The 17,488-nt window shown below is 46.2% G+C and carries 9 protein-coding genes; 2 read left to right on the top strand and 7 right to left on the bottom strand.

What is annotated here, in order from left to right; translation table 11 throughout:
• Window positions 1–259: 259 nt before the first annotated feature.
• The 3 genes from QZ938_RS30750 to QZ938_RS30740 all read right to left on the bottom strand — a co-directional run bounded on the left by QZ938_RS30750 (window position 260) and on the right by QZ938_RS30740 (window position 4,754).
• The gene (locus tag QZ938_RS30750) at window positions 260–1,192 is read right to left on the bottom strand and encodes a polysaccharide deacetylase family protein (RefSeq protein ID WP_293147108.1); all 933 of its coding nucleotides are present in this window, start codon (window positions 1,190–1,192) and stop codon (window positions 260–262) included.
• Window positions 1,193–1,758: 566 nt separating this feature from the next.
• Window positions 1,759–3,345 (bottom strand): bifunctional pantoate--beta-alanine ligase/(d)CMP kinase, encoded by a 1,587-nt coding sequence (locus QZ938_RS30745; protein ID WP_293352677.1) that lies wholly within the window; start codon window positions 3,343–3,345, stop codon window positions 1,759–1,761.
• Between the two features lie 341 nt (window positions 3,346–3,686).
• Window positions 3,687–4,754, bottom strand: a complete 1,068-nt coding sequence (locus QZ938_RS30740; protein WP_293352669.1) for a septal ring lytic transglycosylase RlpA family protein — start codon at window positions 4,752–4,754, stop codon at window positions 3,687–3,689.
• A gap of 665 nt (window positions 4,755–5,419) precedes the next feature.
• Here QZ938_RS30740 and purM point away from each other — a divergent pair.
• Window positions 5,420–6,448, top strand: a complete 1,029-nt coding sequence (gene purM, locus QZ938_RS30735; RefSeq protein ID WP_293352671.1) for a phosphoribosylformylglycinamidine cyclo-ligase — start codon at window positions 5,420–5,422, stop codon at window positions 6,446–6,448.
• Window positions 6,449–6,852: 404 nt separating this feature from the next.
• On the opposite strand, the gene QZ938_RS30730 is transcribed toward purM, so the two are convergent.
• Both QZ938_RS30730 and QZ938_RS30725 read right to left on the bottom strand, forming a co-directional pair.
• Window positions 6,853–11,157 (bottom strand): DUF4347 domain-containing protein, encoded by a 4,305-nt coding sequence (locus tag QZ938_RS30730; protein WP_293365359.1) that lies wholly within the window; start codon window positions 11,155–11,157, stop codon window positions 6,853–6,855.
• 336 nt (window positions 11,158–11,493) lie between these two features.
• The gene (locus tag QZ938_RS30725; RefSeq protein WP_293349419.1) at window positions 11,494–12,540 is read right to left on the bottom strand and encodes a UPF0104 family protein; all 1,047 of its coding nucleotides are present in this window, start codon (window positions 12,538–12,540) and stop codon (window positions 11,494–11,496) included.
• A 103-nt stretch (window positions 12,541–12,643) separates the two neighbouring features.
• Here QZ938_RS30725 and QZ938_RS30720 point away from each other — a divergent pair, with 103 nt between their 5' ends.
• The gene (locus QZ938_RS30720; RefSeq protein ID WP_293349422.1) at window positions 12,644–14,680 is read left to right on the top strand and encodes a S8 family serine peptidase; all 2,037 of its coding nucleotides are present in this window, start codon (window positions 12,644–12,646) and stop codon (window positions 14,678–14,680) included.
• Between the two features lie 110 nt (window positions 14,681–14,790).
• Here the strand turns inward: QZ938_RS30720 and QZ938_RS30715 are convergent, their stop codons facing one another.
• Both QZ938_RS30715 and QZ938_RS30710 read right to left on the bottom strand, forming a co-directional pair.
• Window positions 14,791–15,270, bottom strand: a complete 480-nt coding sequence (locus QZ938_RS30715) for a hypothetical protein (protein ID WP_293349425.1) — start codon at window positions 15,268–15,270, stop codon at window positions 14,791–14,793.
• 279 nt (window positions 15,271–15,549) lie between these two features.
• Window positions 15,550–17,223, bottom strand: coding sequence for a glycosyltransferase family 39 protein (locus QZ938_RS30710; RefSeq protein WP_293349428.1), 1,674 nt, complete (start codon window positions 17,221–17,223; stop codon window positions 15,550–15,552).
• Between the last annotated feature and the right edge of the window lie 265 nt (window positions 17,224–17,488).

The following is a 17,488-nucleotide window of genomic DNA, read 5'->3' as shown; positions in this document are numbered from 1 at the left end:
CAGTAGGTTTGTAGTGAGGACTTTAGTCCTTTCTTCTATGAGGGGTAAAGTCCTCACTACGAACATATCAGTAGGTTTGTAGTGAGGACTTTAGTCCTTTCTTCTATGAGGGGTAAAGTCCTCACTACGAACATATCAGTAGGTTTGTAGTGAGGACTTTAGTCCTTTCTTCTATGAGAACTAAGGTTATTTAATTGTGATGGATATATCGATTTGTCAAAAATGGAAAAATGGTGATTAATTCCACTATCCCATGTTTTTATTTTTGTGCTGTCTCCTGCTTATTTAAAACTTGTTCTTGCATCCGCAATAACTCTGGAACTGTTACAAATTTGTACCCTTCCTTTCTGAGTTTAGCAATAATATCCGGCAAAGCTTGCACAGTTCTCGAACGATTGCCGCCACCGTCGTGCATCAACACAATGCCACCAGAATTTGCCTGCCGCATCACGTTGTCCATCAAGGATTGCGTCGCAGTCCGCCAATCTAAAGAATCAGCAGACCACATGATAACTGCATAATTTTTCTTCTGTGCGTAAGCTGCCAATCCATTATTTAAAATGCCTCCTGGCGGCCGGAACATTGATGTTTTGACGCCTGTTACTTCCTCAATTAATGATGACGTGCGATCGATCTCGCGAGCCGCACCGTCTTCGTTATACTTAATGTATTGGTGGTTCCAAGTGTGGTTGCCGATCGCGTGACCGGCTGACGCAACTTGTTTGCCAAGTTCGGGATATGTTTGCAGGTATCTTCCTACCCAAAAAAATGTAGCCTTAATATTGTTTTTCTTCAGAATCTCTAGGATTTGTCTAGTAGTTGTCGGCCAGGGCCCGTCGTCAAATGTCAGGGCGATCGCCTTGTGCTGTTCGTCCAGTTTTGCCTGACGCAGCATGGTACCTTTAAACTGGGATGGTAGGGATGATTGAAAACGAGTTTCCTGCTGTTGAGCTAGGGCTTGTTGGGAAACTTCAACTCGATGGGCGATCGCTCCTGCGATTCCACTAACATTAGATATCAGTTTTGGTTCTGGCGAGGATACTGCCAAGACTTGTGGCTGTCTCGGTGGCGCTGGTTGATTGGCGCGCAAGTTCATCGGCAACGTTACACCCAGCAAAAAACTGCCCGCAGCAGCCAGAAAAGCAACGATTAATTTTTTTCGCCGCCTCAAAAGCCGTTTGATATTTGTCACGTCATTAATCTCCTTCACACCTTCGACAATTAATTCTAGATTTTATGTTGATATTAGTTAGTTCACCTTAGAGGATAATCTTAAATCAGATTGTCCCTAGCAATGTTACTCCAACTAACCGATCGCGGGGAAGTCCGGCAGGATGGGAGCATCTCATTTTTGCAAAAAAACATTTCTTTTGACAGTCACATTTGTAGTAGGGTGCGTCAGCCACTTCTGGCTCCCCCACCAAAAAATTCGGCTCCTCGCTGACGCACCCTACAATATCTACTCGCACGGCATTAAAAGCAAAACACAGATGCACTCGGCAGGATTAACAAGTTTAAGAATTTTCAGCGAGAGTTCCCCTAACCGATCAAAACGGGGAATAGTGGCAATCTTCCGGAAGGTAGTTACCAGAAAGAATTGGTTGAAAGCCCCAAGTCTTTGAGGGAGAAATTAAAATCCGACTATTCATTACTCCAATCCTCGGACTTAATGGTAGAGGTCGCTCTTCTTCGGTCAACTGTTAGCTGTCAACTGTCAACTGTCAACTGTCAACTGTCAACCGCCCCAGCGCCTTCAAATTAACTTTTAGGGCCGGTTCTCTCTTGATACAAGCCGACAATCCGATCGATAACTTCGTCAACAGTCAGATTATCTGTTTGAATTTCCACAGCATCAGCAGCTTTCCGTAAAGGTGCGATCGGGCGAGTGCTGTCCTTGGAGTCCCGCAGAGCGATGTCTTGTTCTAACTGGGTCAAACTAATATTAGCCCGATCGGCGTCTTTAAGTTCTAACATCCGCCGGCGCGATCGCTCTTGTACCGAAGCCGTCAAATAAATCTTCAATTCCGCATCGGGAAAAACATTAGTTCCTATATCGCGGCCTTCTGCCACAATCCCACCTTTTGTACCGCAGCGCCGCTGTTCATCTACTAGAAACTGGCGCACAGCGGGAATTGCCGCCATTTCCGAGACGCGAGATGTCACTTCCAAACTGCGAATTTCCTGGGTTATGTCTTCGCCGTTAATCTTCAGCATAAAAGATGCCGGATCGAGATTGTATTCCAAATAGCTGTAACTAATTAATTCGGCGATCGCACATTCGTCGGACATCGGCGTGTTTGTTTTCAAAGCCAGCCAAGTCAGCGCCCGGTACATCGCGCCGGTATCGAGATAAAACAAGCCCAAAGCTTTTGCTGCTTGGCGAGTTACGGTAGATTTGCCAGCGCCCGCCGGGCCATCGATCGCCACAATTGGCCTGCGGTTCCTCAGAATTATATTGTCAATCAACCGAGTAGAGCCGACTCTGGCTGCTACGGCTAAAAGTCCCGCTGTTTCCACCACCTCCAACGGCATCAGAGTATCGGGATCGACGAGTTCGGCGTATTCGAGCTTAACTTCTGGTTCTCCTGCCACTTCGGCGCGCGCGGTAGCGAGTGCAGTGGCCGAGGTGCGGTCGCCTGAAGCAAAAGTTTTTGAGGCTTGTTGCAGCGCGCGGAAGAGGGCGCAGGATTGCTGTTTTTGCTCTGTTGTTAAATACTGATTTCGAGAACTCATTGCTAGTCCTGATTCTTCGCGGACGATCGGGCAAGCAACAATCTCTACAGGCAAGTTAAAATCCCAGGCCAGTTGGCGGATAATTGCTAGCTGCTGGGCGTCTTTCTGACCAAAATAAGCTTTTGTCGGCTGCACCAAACTCAAAAGTTTGGTAACAATTGTCGCGACGCCTTGAAAATGACCGGGCCGAGACTTGCCGCACAACACCGATGTCATCGCCGGTGGCGGCACTACTTGAGTTAAGGATGAAACTTGAATTTGTGTTTGGACGGTTTTGTCGGTTGCTGCGCGATCGCCCCCTGGATTCCCAAACATTTCTGTGGCTGGGGGAGCAAAAATGGCATCAACGCCAGCTTGTTCGCACAGCAGCCGGTCTCGATCCAAATTTCGGGGATAATCTTGAAAATCTTCTGTCGGGCCAAATTGCAGCGGGTTGACAAAAATGCTGACTAGGACGATCGCATTGTCTTGTCTTGCCCGCTGGATCAAGCTGAGATGTCCGGCGTGCAAAGCTCCCATCGTCGGCACCAAACCGACTGTCACGTGAGGTGCAGCAGACTTTTGTGAATTTAAGTAGCAGCGAAGTGCTGCAATGCTAGTAAACAGGCGCACCGGTAGACTCTCCTGAAGGCATTCGGCAGAATGCAGAATTTTGTTTGTCGGAATTTGTTCGATCGGACATCTTGCACGGATGTTAGCAACTTGCCTCGCCCGCATCGGGACTCGACGAGTCCAAGATGTCAGTTTTATTCTACTTTCTGCCTTCTACACTTCCGATAACTTATTTATTGTGCTGCCTTTTCAGAAAGAATTGGTTTAAAGCCTTCACCCTTATAGGGAGAAATTAAAACAAGACTATTCATTACTCCCATCGTCTTTATTCCCAGTAGAGGTGACTGTCAACTGTCAACTGTCAACTGTCAACTGTCAACTGTTGAACGTCCTACACTTGTTTACTGTTTGGATTCGATTACTTGGATTTCCACTCTCGCAACACCGCTGCTCATCATTCCGAGCACGTTGGCTGCGCCCGCCGACAAGTCAATCAGCCGATCGCCCACGTAGGGGCCGCGATCGTTAATCCGAACTACTACCGATCGGCCGTTGTCCAGATTTCGCACCATCACTAAAGTGCCGAAGGGCAAGTGGCGGTGTGCAGCAGTCAAGGCATTTTGGTTAAAACGCTCGCCGCTGGCGCTGAGGTTGCCATCAAATCCGGGGCCGTACCAGGAAGCCCAGCCGCTGAGCCGCACTTGAACTGGGCCCAAAGATAGCACGGGGGCTTCTGGTTCTGGTTCGGGTTGGCCTGCCACTGCTTCCAAGGGTGGGGCGTTGCCCAGGAGTCGGCGGAGGCGATTGGTTACTTGCAGCGCATCTCGGCTGAAGTTGCTCGTGGTGTCGGGGAGGATGTTTTGAGCGTTGATGCTTACCAAATCCTCGCCGTTTGCCTGGATTATGTAGCGATCGCCTTTTTCCCACTTAACGGTAATGCTGTTGGGATCGATGTTGTTGCGGTTTAGTTGGTTGAGTCTTGCTGCTAAGCTAGATGCCCGCCACATTGGATCTGGTTCTTGATTGGTGGAATTGCTGGCAGTGTTTCCGGCTTTGGGATTTTCTTTTGTGCCGGCTACTTTTGACTGACTGCTACCACTGGCTTTGCGATCGCCAGTTTCTCCAATTTTGGTGTTGGTTTCCTGGCTTGGGTTCAGAAAGGTGATGACTGGAATGTTTCGCACGTAGACTGTCACTGCTTGTCGCCCCTCCAAGTCGTGGGGCTGAATTTTGACGATCGAGTCTTGGTCAATGTCAGCTCTGGCTTGGTACTGATACTGTCCAACTTTTTGTGCTTCGACCCGAGTTGCGTTTAACTGCGGGGACGGTTGGGTGGCAATTACTTGCTGCTTGGAACCCTGAGAGTCTGGCTTCAGAGCGTCTGTCGCTTGTGCGTGACAAGAAGATGCCGTTCCTACCACAGGAACTAACAGGACAGCGAGTAAACCACCAACAAATTTTTCCTTCATACGTCCATTTTTGTGAAGAGCCATTGCCAACCGAGATTGGAGGATTGGCCATTTGGCGGCAGGCGTCAAGGATTTTTCTCGATCCCTTCGCCATTCCCCCGTGAGTCAAAGCAAAGTATCCGGGTGCATTTTTGCTGTAATGCTTCAGCCCCAAAAAAAATTGGCTGAAACTTCCCCGATCTTTGACAACTCATACTCGATCCGCAATTTGTGTTTTGGTAACGAACTGCAACAGACTACCACAAACTTTTGCGCTTGGGGATCGCTGTTTCGATACATTTGAGCAATATTGCTCAAATTTTCTCAGAACTCTGTCTGACAAAGTCCTTTAATTGCAGTGGTTACAGCCATTTTCAGGATTCCAGAAATTTTTACAAAAATTTACAAAAAATTCGCGTATTTTATGGTTGCCGAAGGATTAGCCTGAAAAAATCTGTTTGTCAAGTATTTAAGGTTGAGTTCGCAACCAAACGGATACTTGCTGTGAGCCCAAAATTTTAGACTCTATTCGAGATCCGAGATCCACGGTTCGTTCAACGTTGGCGCTTAGCTGGAAGTCTAAAATCCCCAATCCCCAATCCAAAATCTAAAATCCAAAATCCAAAATCCAAAATCGACTGACGGTTCCGAATAAACTAAAACGTACAAATCGATTTGGCAGACTTATGGATTATCGAGCAGCAGGTGTGGATGTTGAGGCGGGCAGAGCTTTTGTCGATCGCATCAAGAATACAGTCAAAAGTACCCACCGATCGGGAGTTTTGGGCGGATTCGGCGGATTTAGCGGATTTTTCAGCGTTCCGGAGGGTTTAAAAGAGCCGGTGATGGTTTCGGGCACTGACGGCGTGGGAACTAAGTTGAAATTGGCCCACGATCTCGATCGGCACGACACGGTAGGTATCGACTTGGTGGCGATGTGCGTCAACGACGTACTGACATCCGGCGCCGAGCCCCTCTTTTTTCTCGATTATTTAGCAACCGGAAAGTTAAATTCCGAACAATTAGCTGGGGTGGTGACAGGAATTGCTGAGGGTTGCAAGCAAGCGGGCTGTGCTTTACTCGGAGGGGAAACCGCAGAAATGCCCGGTTTTTACCAAGCAGGTGAGTACGATTTGGCTGGTTTTTGCGTGGGAATTGTCGAAAAGAGCAAATTGCTTGACGCTTCCCAGGTACGGGTGGGAGATGTGGCTGTGGGGCTGGCTAGTTCCGGTGTGCACAGCAACGGTTTTAGTTTGGTGAGAAAAATTGCGGGCGATCTAGGTTTTGATTGGAATTCCCAACCGGAAAAGTTGGGCGGCAAAACTTTAGGAGAAGTGCTGCTGACTCCGACTACAATTTATGTGAAACCAGTCCTCGAAGCAATTAAGAGCGGTTTAGAAATTCACGGTATGGCTCACATTACTGGTGGCGGTTTGCCGGAAAATTTGCCCCGCTGTTTGGGAGCCAATCAATCTGTGAAAATTGACACCAGTAGCTGGCCGAGTTTGCCAATTTTTGACTGGATTGCTGAAGCGGGTTCAGTTGCGACGGCCGATATGTTTAATACTTTTAATATGGGTATTGGCTTTGTGCTGTTGGTCGATCGCCGGGAAGTCGAGCAGGCTGTTAAGTGGTTTGAATCTCAGGGAATTGGTGCATTTGCGATCGGCGAAGTTATTGACGGTAGTGGAGAATTAGTAATGGGCGTCGATTAATTTTAGTTGCATGAATTAAAAAAAATCGCCCTTTTTTTAGGGTCAAACGCTTGACTTTGACGGTTCAAAAAAGTATTATTTAATAATGGGAGTGGTGACAATTTTAAAATGTAAGTCACCATTTCCATTATCTAAAATATACCACAAGAATTCTGCAAAAATCAATAGGTAAAATATCCTTCTTTCTGACAAATTTTTCAATAAGATTGGAAAAAAGCCGATTTATTAGACTCGAAGTGCATAAATTTTGAATGAGCGAGGAAAGTTGATATTTAGGTACGTAGTTGCGCTTGAGCGCTTTTTTCTTATATATGAAAGTACGTAGTTGCGTTTCAGCGCTCTTTTCATAATATATATAAGAGAGCGCTGAAGCGCAACAACATACCTTAGAGTAATGTACAAATTTAAATCAAAGTAAAATTTGCTGCATTAATACTGGGAGGCATAACTCCATTTAAAACAGCTATAATTTCCCCAGTCGGTACAAACTGGATAGACGTTTTACCGCTGAGTTGAGTAACATTTAATTGCTCGAAAGTCAAGCCATTACCTAGAATCAGCAAATCTTTTCCATTCTCAAAATCGGCAATAATATCGCTCCCGGAATTGGTAGAGAGTAAAAAGCGATCGCTGCCAGCACATCCAATCAGACAGTCATCCCCCAAACCGCCAATCAAAGTATCATTTCCCTCGCACCCGTCTAGCAAATCATTGCCAGCACCCCCACTCAGGCAATCATTGCCAACGCCTCCGCAGAGGGTATCATCACCATAATTGCCGTAGAGAGAATCCTCGCCTCCGCTGCCGAAGATAATATCATTTCCCTTGCCTCCAAAGGCGCGATCGTTCCCCCTGCCTCCGTCGATAAAATCATCACCTGCACCGCCAACAATTAAGTCGGTGTTTTCTTGACCGTGTATCGAATCATTGCCGCTATTTCCGAAAATGATATCTTCGCCTTTACCGCCAACAATAATATCATTACCCTTGCCGCCAAACAGGATATCGTCGCCCTGATTGCCCTCAATAAAATCGTTGCCTTGGCTGCCGTAAATGATATCATTTGCTTCGCCCCCGTAGATGTTATCATCGCCTAAACCCGCAACGAAAATATTCGGATTTGGGCTGCCATAACAAGCATTATTTTCCGGCGTGCCAAACTGAATTTCACCGCTACCGTTGATGTTAATAATGTTATCAATTCGGTTGGGCTGGTTGAGATTTGGATAGTCAATAGCATCGCAAATGCACTCTGGCGCAGCAGGAGAAGGAATTACACCGGGCGTCGGCGTGGGAGTTGGAATTTCCGCAGGCGTTGGAGTTGGCGCAGGCGTTGGTGTTGGTGTGGGAGTTTCCGTAGGCGTTGGAGTTGGCGCAAGTGTTGGCGTTGGCGTCGGAGTTTGTAATGGCGTCGGAGTTGGCGCAGCCACAGGAGTTGGCGTCGGAGTTGGCGCAGGCGTCGGAGTTGGTGTCGGAGTGTCCAATGGCGTTGGAGTCGGCGTTGGTGTCGGAGTTGGCGTTGGTGTCGGAGTTGGCGTTGGTGTCGGAGTTGGCGTTGGTGTCGGAGTTGGTGTTGGAGTTGGTGTCGGCGTTGGTGTCGGAGTCGGCGTCGGAGTTGGCGTCGGGGTTGGGGTTGGAGTTGGGGTTGGAGTTGGTGTGGGAGTCGGCGTCGGAGTCGGAGTTGGTGTCGGAGTCGGAGTCGGGGTTGGAGTTGGGGTTGGAGTTGGTGTCGGAGTCGGCGTCGGAGTCGGAGTTGGAGTTGGAGTTGGAGTCGGAGTCGGAGTCGGAGTTGGTGTCGGAGTCGGAGTCGGAGTTGGTGTCGGTGTTGGCGGATTGACGGTAATATTTACAAAATCGACATCCGTTTGAGCACCGCCTAATTCCGGGGCACCATTATCCTTTGTCGTCACAGTCAGCGTATCCGTACCAACAAAATTCGGATTCGGCGTATAAGTTAAACCATCTAAAGCAGCATTAATATCAGCCTGTTTTCCCGTATAAATCAGGATGTTGCTACCATTACCAGATCCGGTAATTCCCGTCAGCGACTTGAGTGTCAGATTGCCGCTGGTGACGCTGAGATTAACTTCCACCAACTCGCTATCTGAGTCAAATACAGAGATACTATTGCTGTTGCTAGCAGAGAAGATGCGAGGAGTATTTTGAGTTGTGGTTGCTGTGCCGGTATCGGTAGTAATGTCCAGACTCCAACTGGCAATATTTCCAGGAATAGTAGCACCGGATGCCACACCATTCTCTTGGTTGGCATCAACTGCATACAACTTCCAGGCACCATTCGGGTTGGTTTTATTAAAAACAGAAAGAGTCGAACCGTAAGGCCCTTCTGGTGCTCCTGTCGGCGTACCAGGTGGTATAACCAAGGAATAAATATCGCGAAAACCGTTTGGCGAATAGTTCGTTGGTTTGTAAGTTCCTGAAGCAATATTTGGTAGCGACGTTGGAAATGTAGAACCAAGAAAAGAGGCAGCATTATCATCCAACTTCAGTGTGATGTTGTTAAGCGGTGCAGATCCTACCTGAGACATTAACACTACATTTTGTCCCTGTGGGCCAACTAGCAACAGGTTAATTACCTGTGATGCTGAATAAACCCCATCCGAAGTTTTGACATTGTTGATAGTGGTCGTAATACTGTCTACATTTCCCGTCACGCCTGAAACGTCAATAGCAGACGGATACGGTGTCGCTAAAACGTTATAATTAGGTATTCCTCCGCTGTTTATCGTAATGTTGTTTGGGTTAGTTGTGGTAGTAGTTGTTCTTCCCGGTATTGAATTAATCGGAGATTGATTGCGACGGGAAAATTCCGATGTATCACCTGTAGTTTTGTTAGTAGCAGTAGCTGCGAGAACCGGTTTGCCTGCTACTGGAGTGTAGGGAAAGTTGATATTAGCATTGCCAGCACTATCTGTCGTCACATCTTGGAAACCTAGAAAAGTTTCACCTTGACCTGCACCTGCGGAGTCATAACTTTTATTAGCAAAGAATTCGACGCGGAAGTTATTGTTAGGAGTGCTGTTGAGAATGCCTTTGACTGTGTTGCCGCTAACTGAGGTCAAAACCGGAAAATTTTGCAGGTTGTTGCTGCCTTTATCTGCATCGCCCACATCGTTGGGAGTCACGCCAGTAGTACCGATCAAGTCAATGCCCAATCGTTTGTTATTAAAAATGCTATTGCCTTGAATCGTTTGGTTGCTGATATTTCCATTAACCTCAATACCGCTGCCCTTGTTGTTCGCAATAATATTCGCGGTTCCGGGTGCGGCTCCACCAATGATATTATTATTAGGATTGGAACTTCGATCGAGGATCATAATGCCATCACCCTCGTTGCCTAAATCTCTTGTACCCGTGGTATCAGTCCCGATATAATTGCCCGTAATTGTGGTATTTGTTGCTGATATTTTCGCAAGAAATATGCCTCCTAAAGCACCATTGCCAGAAATGACGTTGCGCGAGATAATAGTGCCTGTGATGGGGTTAGGTGTGGGATTAGGCACTAAAGGATTGCTGCCACTGTTGATTCTAATGCCGCCCATAGTATTACCTACAGCAGCAGTACCGCTAATATCAGTGCCGATGTAGTTATCTTGAATAGTATTGTTATTAGTATATACCCAAATGCCGAAGCCCCCAAAAATGTTTGCTGCTTTTCCAAATCCATTAATAACTAATCCCTGAATTGTGCTGCCACTGGAATCTTCCTGACCCCCAAAAGGACTTCTGCTCAATTCTATACCGTTAGTACCAATCAAGCTACCAGAACCACCAACTTGTACCAAACTGCCATTGAGTTCGATAATTGGTTTCCCAGCATATCCGGGTTGAGATTTGCCATCGATAATTACTGGGCTGGTGATGACAGGTAACGCTTGATTTAAAAGGGTAATGGTATGAGGGCCCGTGCCGGGAATGTTAAAGTTAATTGTGTCTAATCCGGGATTGAAATTGGCTTGTTGAATCGCATTTCGCAGAGATCCCGTACCGCTATCGGAAGTATTGGTAACGCTATAGGTAGCCAAAACAGACGCATAATTTTCCATTGCGTCTGACTCGAATGCTAGGGGAGATTTAATGTTACCAATTTTTGTTTCGAGTTCCCAATTGCCTCCTAATTTTGCACTCCCCGTGAGATGTTTGGAGGCGGCGATATTTGCACCAGTGAGAGTGGCAATGCGGTGGAGGAAGTTGGTACTATTTACAACTTGTTCATCGAGTCCGCCGTTCGTTTCAACCCCCGTCTCATAGCAAAAGTCCTCGATCGGGGACTGTTTAATGAAATTGTTTTCAGTCGGTTTCAACCGACTTTCGCGCTCGAACAGGGAATAAATTCCCTGGCGGACTTTCGGGCAATCACGAGATTCTGCTGCGACATTACAAGCATAAATCAAGATATCTGCATCAACTGTTAAGGCGCGCCGCCATTGCTGTAATTGCTGGCTATAAGCTTCGAGGTTATCAATAGATAGTCTGGTTTTACCGAGTTGCAAGCTTCCCGGTTCGCCGTGGGAAACTAGATGAATGCTGTCAATATTAGTGCGATTCGCTAAGACTTCGCTAATTTGTTCGATTCCATCTCTGTGGGAGTCGATAATTATTGCTTCTACTCCCAATTTCACTCCATCGAGGAGAGTTTGATAGTCTGTTACTGCTGCATCGATAAATACTGCTGATAAAACTGGTATCATGGCTGTGTACCCCAGATCCTAAAGTAAATAATTTTTCATAAATCCAGGACTAGCACACCCGAACTCAAAAAAACCGTTTCTTTGACGGTACAAATACCTAAAATTGTGATTTTCCTGAGAACAACTCGGTTTGTTTGCAAGTCTTAAATTTATTGATTCAGACTATATTGTTTGTGGCTTTGTTTCTTAACTAGCCAAACAGATTATTTGACAAAATTTTGTCTAAATTCAACTATAGCCAGCATACTTACGTAAGCCCAAAGTCTTAATAAAAATACATATTTTCGACTCCAGCTAATCGGGGTAAATCCGCTAGCCCGATCTATTATTTTCCGCTCATTTACTGTGTCCGCGCTTCCTGTCAATTTTCGCCAACACAGCACCGGAAACATCCGCCAGAATGCTGATAATCCGATACAAAGCGACGGTGCTCAAAATTATACCCACAGAAAAGCGATCGTCCAAAAGGGCGATCGCCGTTGCTTCAAATACTCCCATCCCCCCGGGCGCACCCGGTACAACCAAACCCACAACAAACGCAAAACCAAAAGCACCGAACAAGTTGGGAATATCGATAAAATTCACCGGATTTAAAGCCATCACCGTTAGCAAAAAACCGCTGCCCCGCAATCCGATAAAACAGATTTGTCCGATTAACGGCACTAAAGGATAGCGTTTAATTGGCAAATTATTTTTGCGCTGAGACTTGACATTAGATATTTTTTTAGTTAGATTGGAGCTAGACTCTAAAGGCGAAATTAGTCGATCGCCCGCAGCATCTCCAACCTCGGAATTTTCGCCCTTGTTCTTGGATAACTTCAGGCGCTCTACAAATAGGACGATCGGATTTAAAATTCGGGGATGAATGGCTATTAAAATAGCAGCACAGCCGACAATTCGCAAAAAGCCATCGATCCGCTCAAAACAAATCAACCCAATCAGCACGCCCGCAGAAGCCATCAGCAACGGTTCCAACAAGACGCTGAGAGTAGCAGCTTTGGGCGCAATTCCTGCCTTTTTTGCCTCCAAGATGCGACCCCAAAAATGCCAAATATTCCCCGGTAAATACTTGGCAATATTAGTTTTGAGAAAAACTTGAATCGCCCAGGCGGCATTGACAGGTTGGCGGAATTCGCGCAAAATCAACATCCACACCCAGCCGACAAAAATTAGAGACAGTAACGTGACACCAACCGCAATAGCCAATAACGGAAAACTTTCGGCTCGAATTCGGATATTAGCGACTTCTCGCCAGTGAGTTACAAAAGCTTGGGCAATAAATAAAAACGTGCCGCCCAAAATCACATAGCGCAAATAAGGCTTTAAACGTGATTTGGCGAGGTTGAAAAAATTCTGAATTCGATGCAAGTGTTGTTTTCCCATTTTCCGATCCTGATTAATGAATTTGGGATTGTAGATTTTTTAAGGACAATTTCATGTTTTGAATCTAAAATTTAGATTGATTTTATCTAAGGAGTAAATTTCTATGCCCGGCCCGAGCCCTGACGGATTTTCCTATCTTTTAGATGATAGCCCCAATAGTTTCGCATTAACTCCAGGCTTTTTGACTCCTTATCCTAACGGACTTTTTGCCCTCGGAGGTAATGATTTTATTGTCGGTGCCTCGGATGCCGATCGCCTCAGCGGTGATAATGGTAACGACAGACTCCTCGGCGGTGCCAATTCCGATACTCTCTTCGGTGGTGTCGGGAATGACTTGCTTAACGGCGGTGCCGGCAATGACTTCCTGTTTGGCGGAAAGGGCAGCGATACCTTGCAAGGAGGTAGGGGAGATGATAGCCTCAACGGCGGCAACGGTAGCGACGTTTTAACAGGCGATGGAGGCAAAGATACGCTGACAGGGGGTTTGGGCTCAGATACCTTTGTGCTTCGCAGCAATTCCCCAGTCTCAGATCCGGCTGTTGCAGACACGATCGCTGACTTTAACAGTGTTGAGGATGCGATCGGACTAACTGACAATCTTACCGAAGCAGACCTCACTTTAGAAACAGTTTCCGGCACTCCCAATACAGTAATTAAAATTCGCCAATCCGGTGCTATTTTAGGCTTAGTCGCCAACACATCACCACAAAACCTCAGCGGTAAGTTCATCTCTGCAAATCCCGTATTGGGCAACCAACTCAGCCAAGCCCGAGATTTAGGCGTTTTGAGCAGCAATCAAACCATCGCCGACTCGGTTAGCAACGCCCGCCCAGACAACCTTTACCGCTTTACTTTGCCTGCAACTAACGACTTTAAATTAACTGTCAGCGGTTTTAGTGCCGATGTTGACGTGGCTGTGATTAAAGATATTAACGGCGACAATTCTATTGACTTTACCGATATTATTGCTTCTGCTAAAGAATCCGGTTTATCGCCAGAGTCGATCGATCTCAAAAATTTGGCAGCCGGAACATACTTTGTCCGAGTTTATCAAAATCAAGGTAATACAAATTTTACCCTAAATTTATCTGCAACTCCTGCAACTATTGTTCCTGACAATCCCAGCAACTCACCTGGTTTTGACTCTCGTTTTGGGTTTGGTTTAGTTAATGCGGCGGCGGCAGTTGCTAAAGCTCAAGGTGTGCCCACTTTTCCTGATGTTCCAGACTTGGGCGGTGACGAGTGGGGCAGAGACTTAATTAAAGCTCCAGAAGTTTGGACGAAGGGTTTGACTGGAGATGGCATTGTCGTAGCAGTTATCGACAGCGGCATTGACTACAATCACCCGGATTTAATCGGGAATGTTTGGAGCAATGGAGGAGAAAATGGCGTTGATGCCGCAGGTAGAAATAAAGCTAGCAACGGCGTAGATGATGATGGCAATGGCTTTGTAGATGATGTGCGGGGATGGGATTTTGCCAACAACGATAACGATCCGATGGATGATAACGGCCACGGCACTCATATCTCGGGTTTAGTTGCTGCCAAAAAGGATGGAGTGGGAATAACTGGAACTGCTCCGACTGCCAAAGTTATGCCTTTGAAAATACTCAATAGCACAGGAGTAGGCAGAATCTCAGATGAAATTAACGCAATTAATTACGCGGTGGCAAATGGTGCGAAAATAATTAATGTGAGTTTTGGCGGTCAACAGTTCAACGATCGCGAATTGAGCGCGATTCGAGCGGCGGAAGCTAAGGGCGTGGTGGTGATTTCGGCGGCAGGAAATGAAGCTCGCCCGGATGTAGATTATCCGGCTAAGTTTGCGAATGAGGTAGGAATTGCTGTCGGTGGTGTTACCCGCAACGGCTTGTTTGGTGATTATTCTAACCGGGCGGGATCTAACACAATTAGTTATTTTGTCGCTCCGGGCGGCGACGGCGGTAGGGCCGATGCTGGGGACGTTTATTCAACTGTGCCGCTGTCTCAACCGGGGATTCCCTATCGATATTTTGCGGGTACTTCCATGGGAGTGCCGCACGTATCCGGGGTGATAGCTTTGATGTTGCAAGCCAATCCCAGTCTGACTCCTGCTCAAATTAAGCAGATTCTGGCGGAAACGGCGAGTCGATCTGTTTAAAAAGGCACGTTGTTGCGCTTAAGCGCTCTTTCAAAGGCACGTTGTTGCGCTTCAGCGCTCTTACATATATATGAGAAAGAGCGCTGAAGCGCAACAACGTACCTAAAACCTTAATAATTGGCGGCGTAAGTCAAGTCAAATTGACGGCACAGAGTGATGCAGCAGTAGCCTGGTCGATCGAATATTAACTCGTAATTCATCTCGCCATCTATTTTGGTAATCGGCTGCTTTAAGGGGATGCCGTGAATGTCGTATTGGCGGCGTTCCAAGGCACTCCAGTCGATAATTTTGATATCGATTTGGTTCTGCAACTCACTAGCGATCAGATATAAGTGCATCTTGTCTTGAACTTTCCCAGTCAGGGGAATTTTCATTAACACTGACTGAGTGACAAGGGGTTTTTGGTCGTTGGGATGCTTTTGAGTGTGGCAGTTGTTGAGTTCGATATCGTAAGGTTCTACCTTAAATTTCTCTCCGTTGGCGATCGCAGACGAGTGTAAGTCTTTCAGCGATTTTTCTAGATGAGGAATCAGACCTAAGTCAGGATCGCACAGCAGTTTGCGAATGTTAGAGGTTTCAGTTACTGTCATTTTAGATTTTTGATGTTATGTTTGTGATCCTTAAATTATAGCTTACCGCGAAAAGTAATTCTGTTCTACTATACTTGCGACATACTTCCAAAGACCAGGTTTCTGGGCAGTATTTGCCGGGAAACTAGATTTTGATTCGTTAATGTTTTTATAGCCTTTATCAGAAAGATGAGGTATGACTATAAATGGAGTTTTTTATGCGACCTCGCTTACTATATAATAAATATAAGAGGGCTAAAGCCCAACAACGTACCTCACTTTTTTGAGAACCGCTATAAATTATTTTTTGGTAATTTTCCACAGATTGAGTTCGCCATTACCGCCCACCGGATCTATTTGATAGTTTTGTTGCCCAATTGCCGATCGCAAATTTGAGGAAGGCCTGTATAAAAACAACTCGCCCAAACCGCTGGGAATTTTCGGAGGTTCTGGTTTTTTCCTTGCCAACTCTCGATTTGCGTAGCAAGAAGTGTAACAGCGCGGTTCGATTAGCAGTTTGACTTTTGGTTGCAGGCGATAACTTAAAGGCATGATGTATGCTATGTTCGCATCGCTGATGATGAGGGGATTGCTGGCTTGATTGACAGTCGCTGCGACTTCTATTTCGGCACGCAGCCAGCCGCTGCCTTTATTCCACCAACTATCAGCTTGAGAACTAACTCCACCGGAGATGATGCCAGCACAAAACAGTGCAACTATAACTATTTTCCACAGTCTTTGCGGTTTTAAGTTATCAAAATTGTTGCTAATTTTCGCAGACAGCAGGTAAGCAACGGCTAGCTGAATTCCCACATAACAAGGAACTAAATATCGCGGATTTGCCGATCGCCTCCCGCCTTTAAGTATATCCGGCACTGCCAAAAATAAGGCAGTTGTGGCAATTAACAATAATATCAACAACCAAACCCGTTTTGGTGTTTGCCGGCATAGAAAATAAAGGGAATAGCCGACTAAAGCTAGAATCATGATGCCAACGGGAATTACCAAGGCTAGTTGTGTGGCGTTGGCAGTCCCATCAGTGCCAATATCAAAAAATCCTATGCAGACGGCGCCCACCCACCTGCTGACTAATCTGAAGAGATTTGTCTGTTCTGCCCATACTGTGGTACTTCTAACTTGATTGAACTTTTCGACAGTATTTACGAGGGAAGGCATGAAGCCAATTAAGGCGACCATTGCGGCTGCATAATAGGCAATAAATGTTTTAACATCGCGCCAGTTGGCAATAACTGCGACGTAGATTGTGTGGGCTGCGGCTACCCAGATAAATAACAAGTGGGTGTACAATCCCATTGCTGCTGTGACTGCGTATAGTGTCCAGTGAGAAATCAGCAACATTGGATTTTGATTGACATCCGGGCGCATTGCTCGCAATAAGGCTGCACTGGATAAAATAGTAGTTAATGCCCACAAACTGTACTGTCTGGCTTCTTGGGCAAACAGGATGTGGTAGGGAGAAATGGCGAAAATTGCGATCGCCATCCAAGCCACAGCAGAGGATTCAAATAACTCCCAAGCCAGCCAATAAATGGCGGGAAATACTAGCAAGCTAATGACGGCGGGCAAACTTCTCATTGCTGTCACAGAACTGCCGAACCATTGCGCCCAAAATCGCGCTAGTATGTAATAGAGTGGCGGGTGTTGGGGGTCTTCGGTTGCTAAGGAATTTAGGGTATTGCTTAAAGTTTTTTGGGAATTTATCTGCTGGTATTTTTGTAAATCTGAGGGCGAAGTTATTTTCTGGTATGAAATTTGTTTGATAATTTCCGCTTCGGTGTAGCCGGAAACTCTTAAGGAAGTATAGTTTTCGTCGATCCAGTAGAATTTGCGATCGAGATTTGCGAACCGAAATAAAATGCCGATCGCTAATACGGCTATAATTAAAAATCGCAACCACTTCTCAAGTGGAGGGTTGTGAGAATTTAGTCGATCGCGATTTTTAGTAGATTCCATTTTTTTACTAGCTAATCTCGCAGAAGTTTTGTGATGTCACGCTACAGACAACACGGTTTGTAGTGAGGACTTTAGTCCTTCTTTCCTTCTTAATAGTCAGAGAGAGGACTGAAGTCCTTACTACGAACCTGATTGAAAGGACAACACGGTTTGTAGTGAGGACTTTAGTCCTTCTTTCCTTCTTAATAGTCAGAGAGAGGACTGAAGTCCTTACTACGAACCTGATTGAAAGGACAACACGGTTTGTAGTGAGGACTTTAGTCCT

This window comes from Microcoleus sp. CAWBG27 (genome assembly GCF_020883145.1).
GTDB lineage: Bacteria > Cyanobacteriota > Cyanobacteriia > Cyanobacteriales > Microcoleaceae > Microcoleus.
Note: the sequence above shows the minus strand (reverse complement) of the source record. Positions and strands in the feature narration are given on the sequence as shown.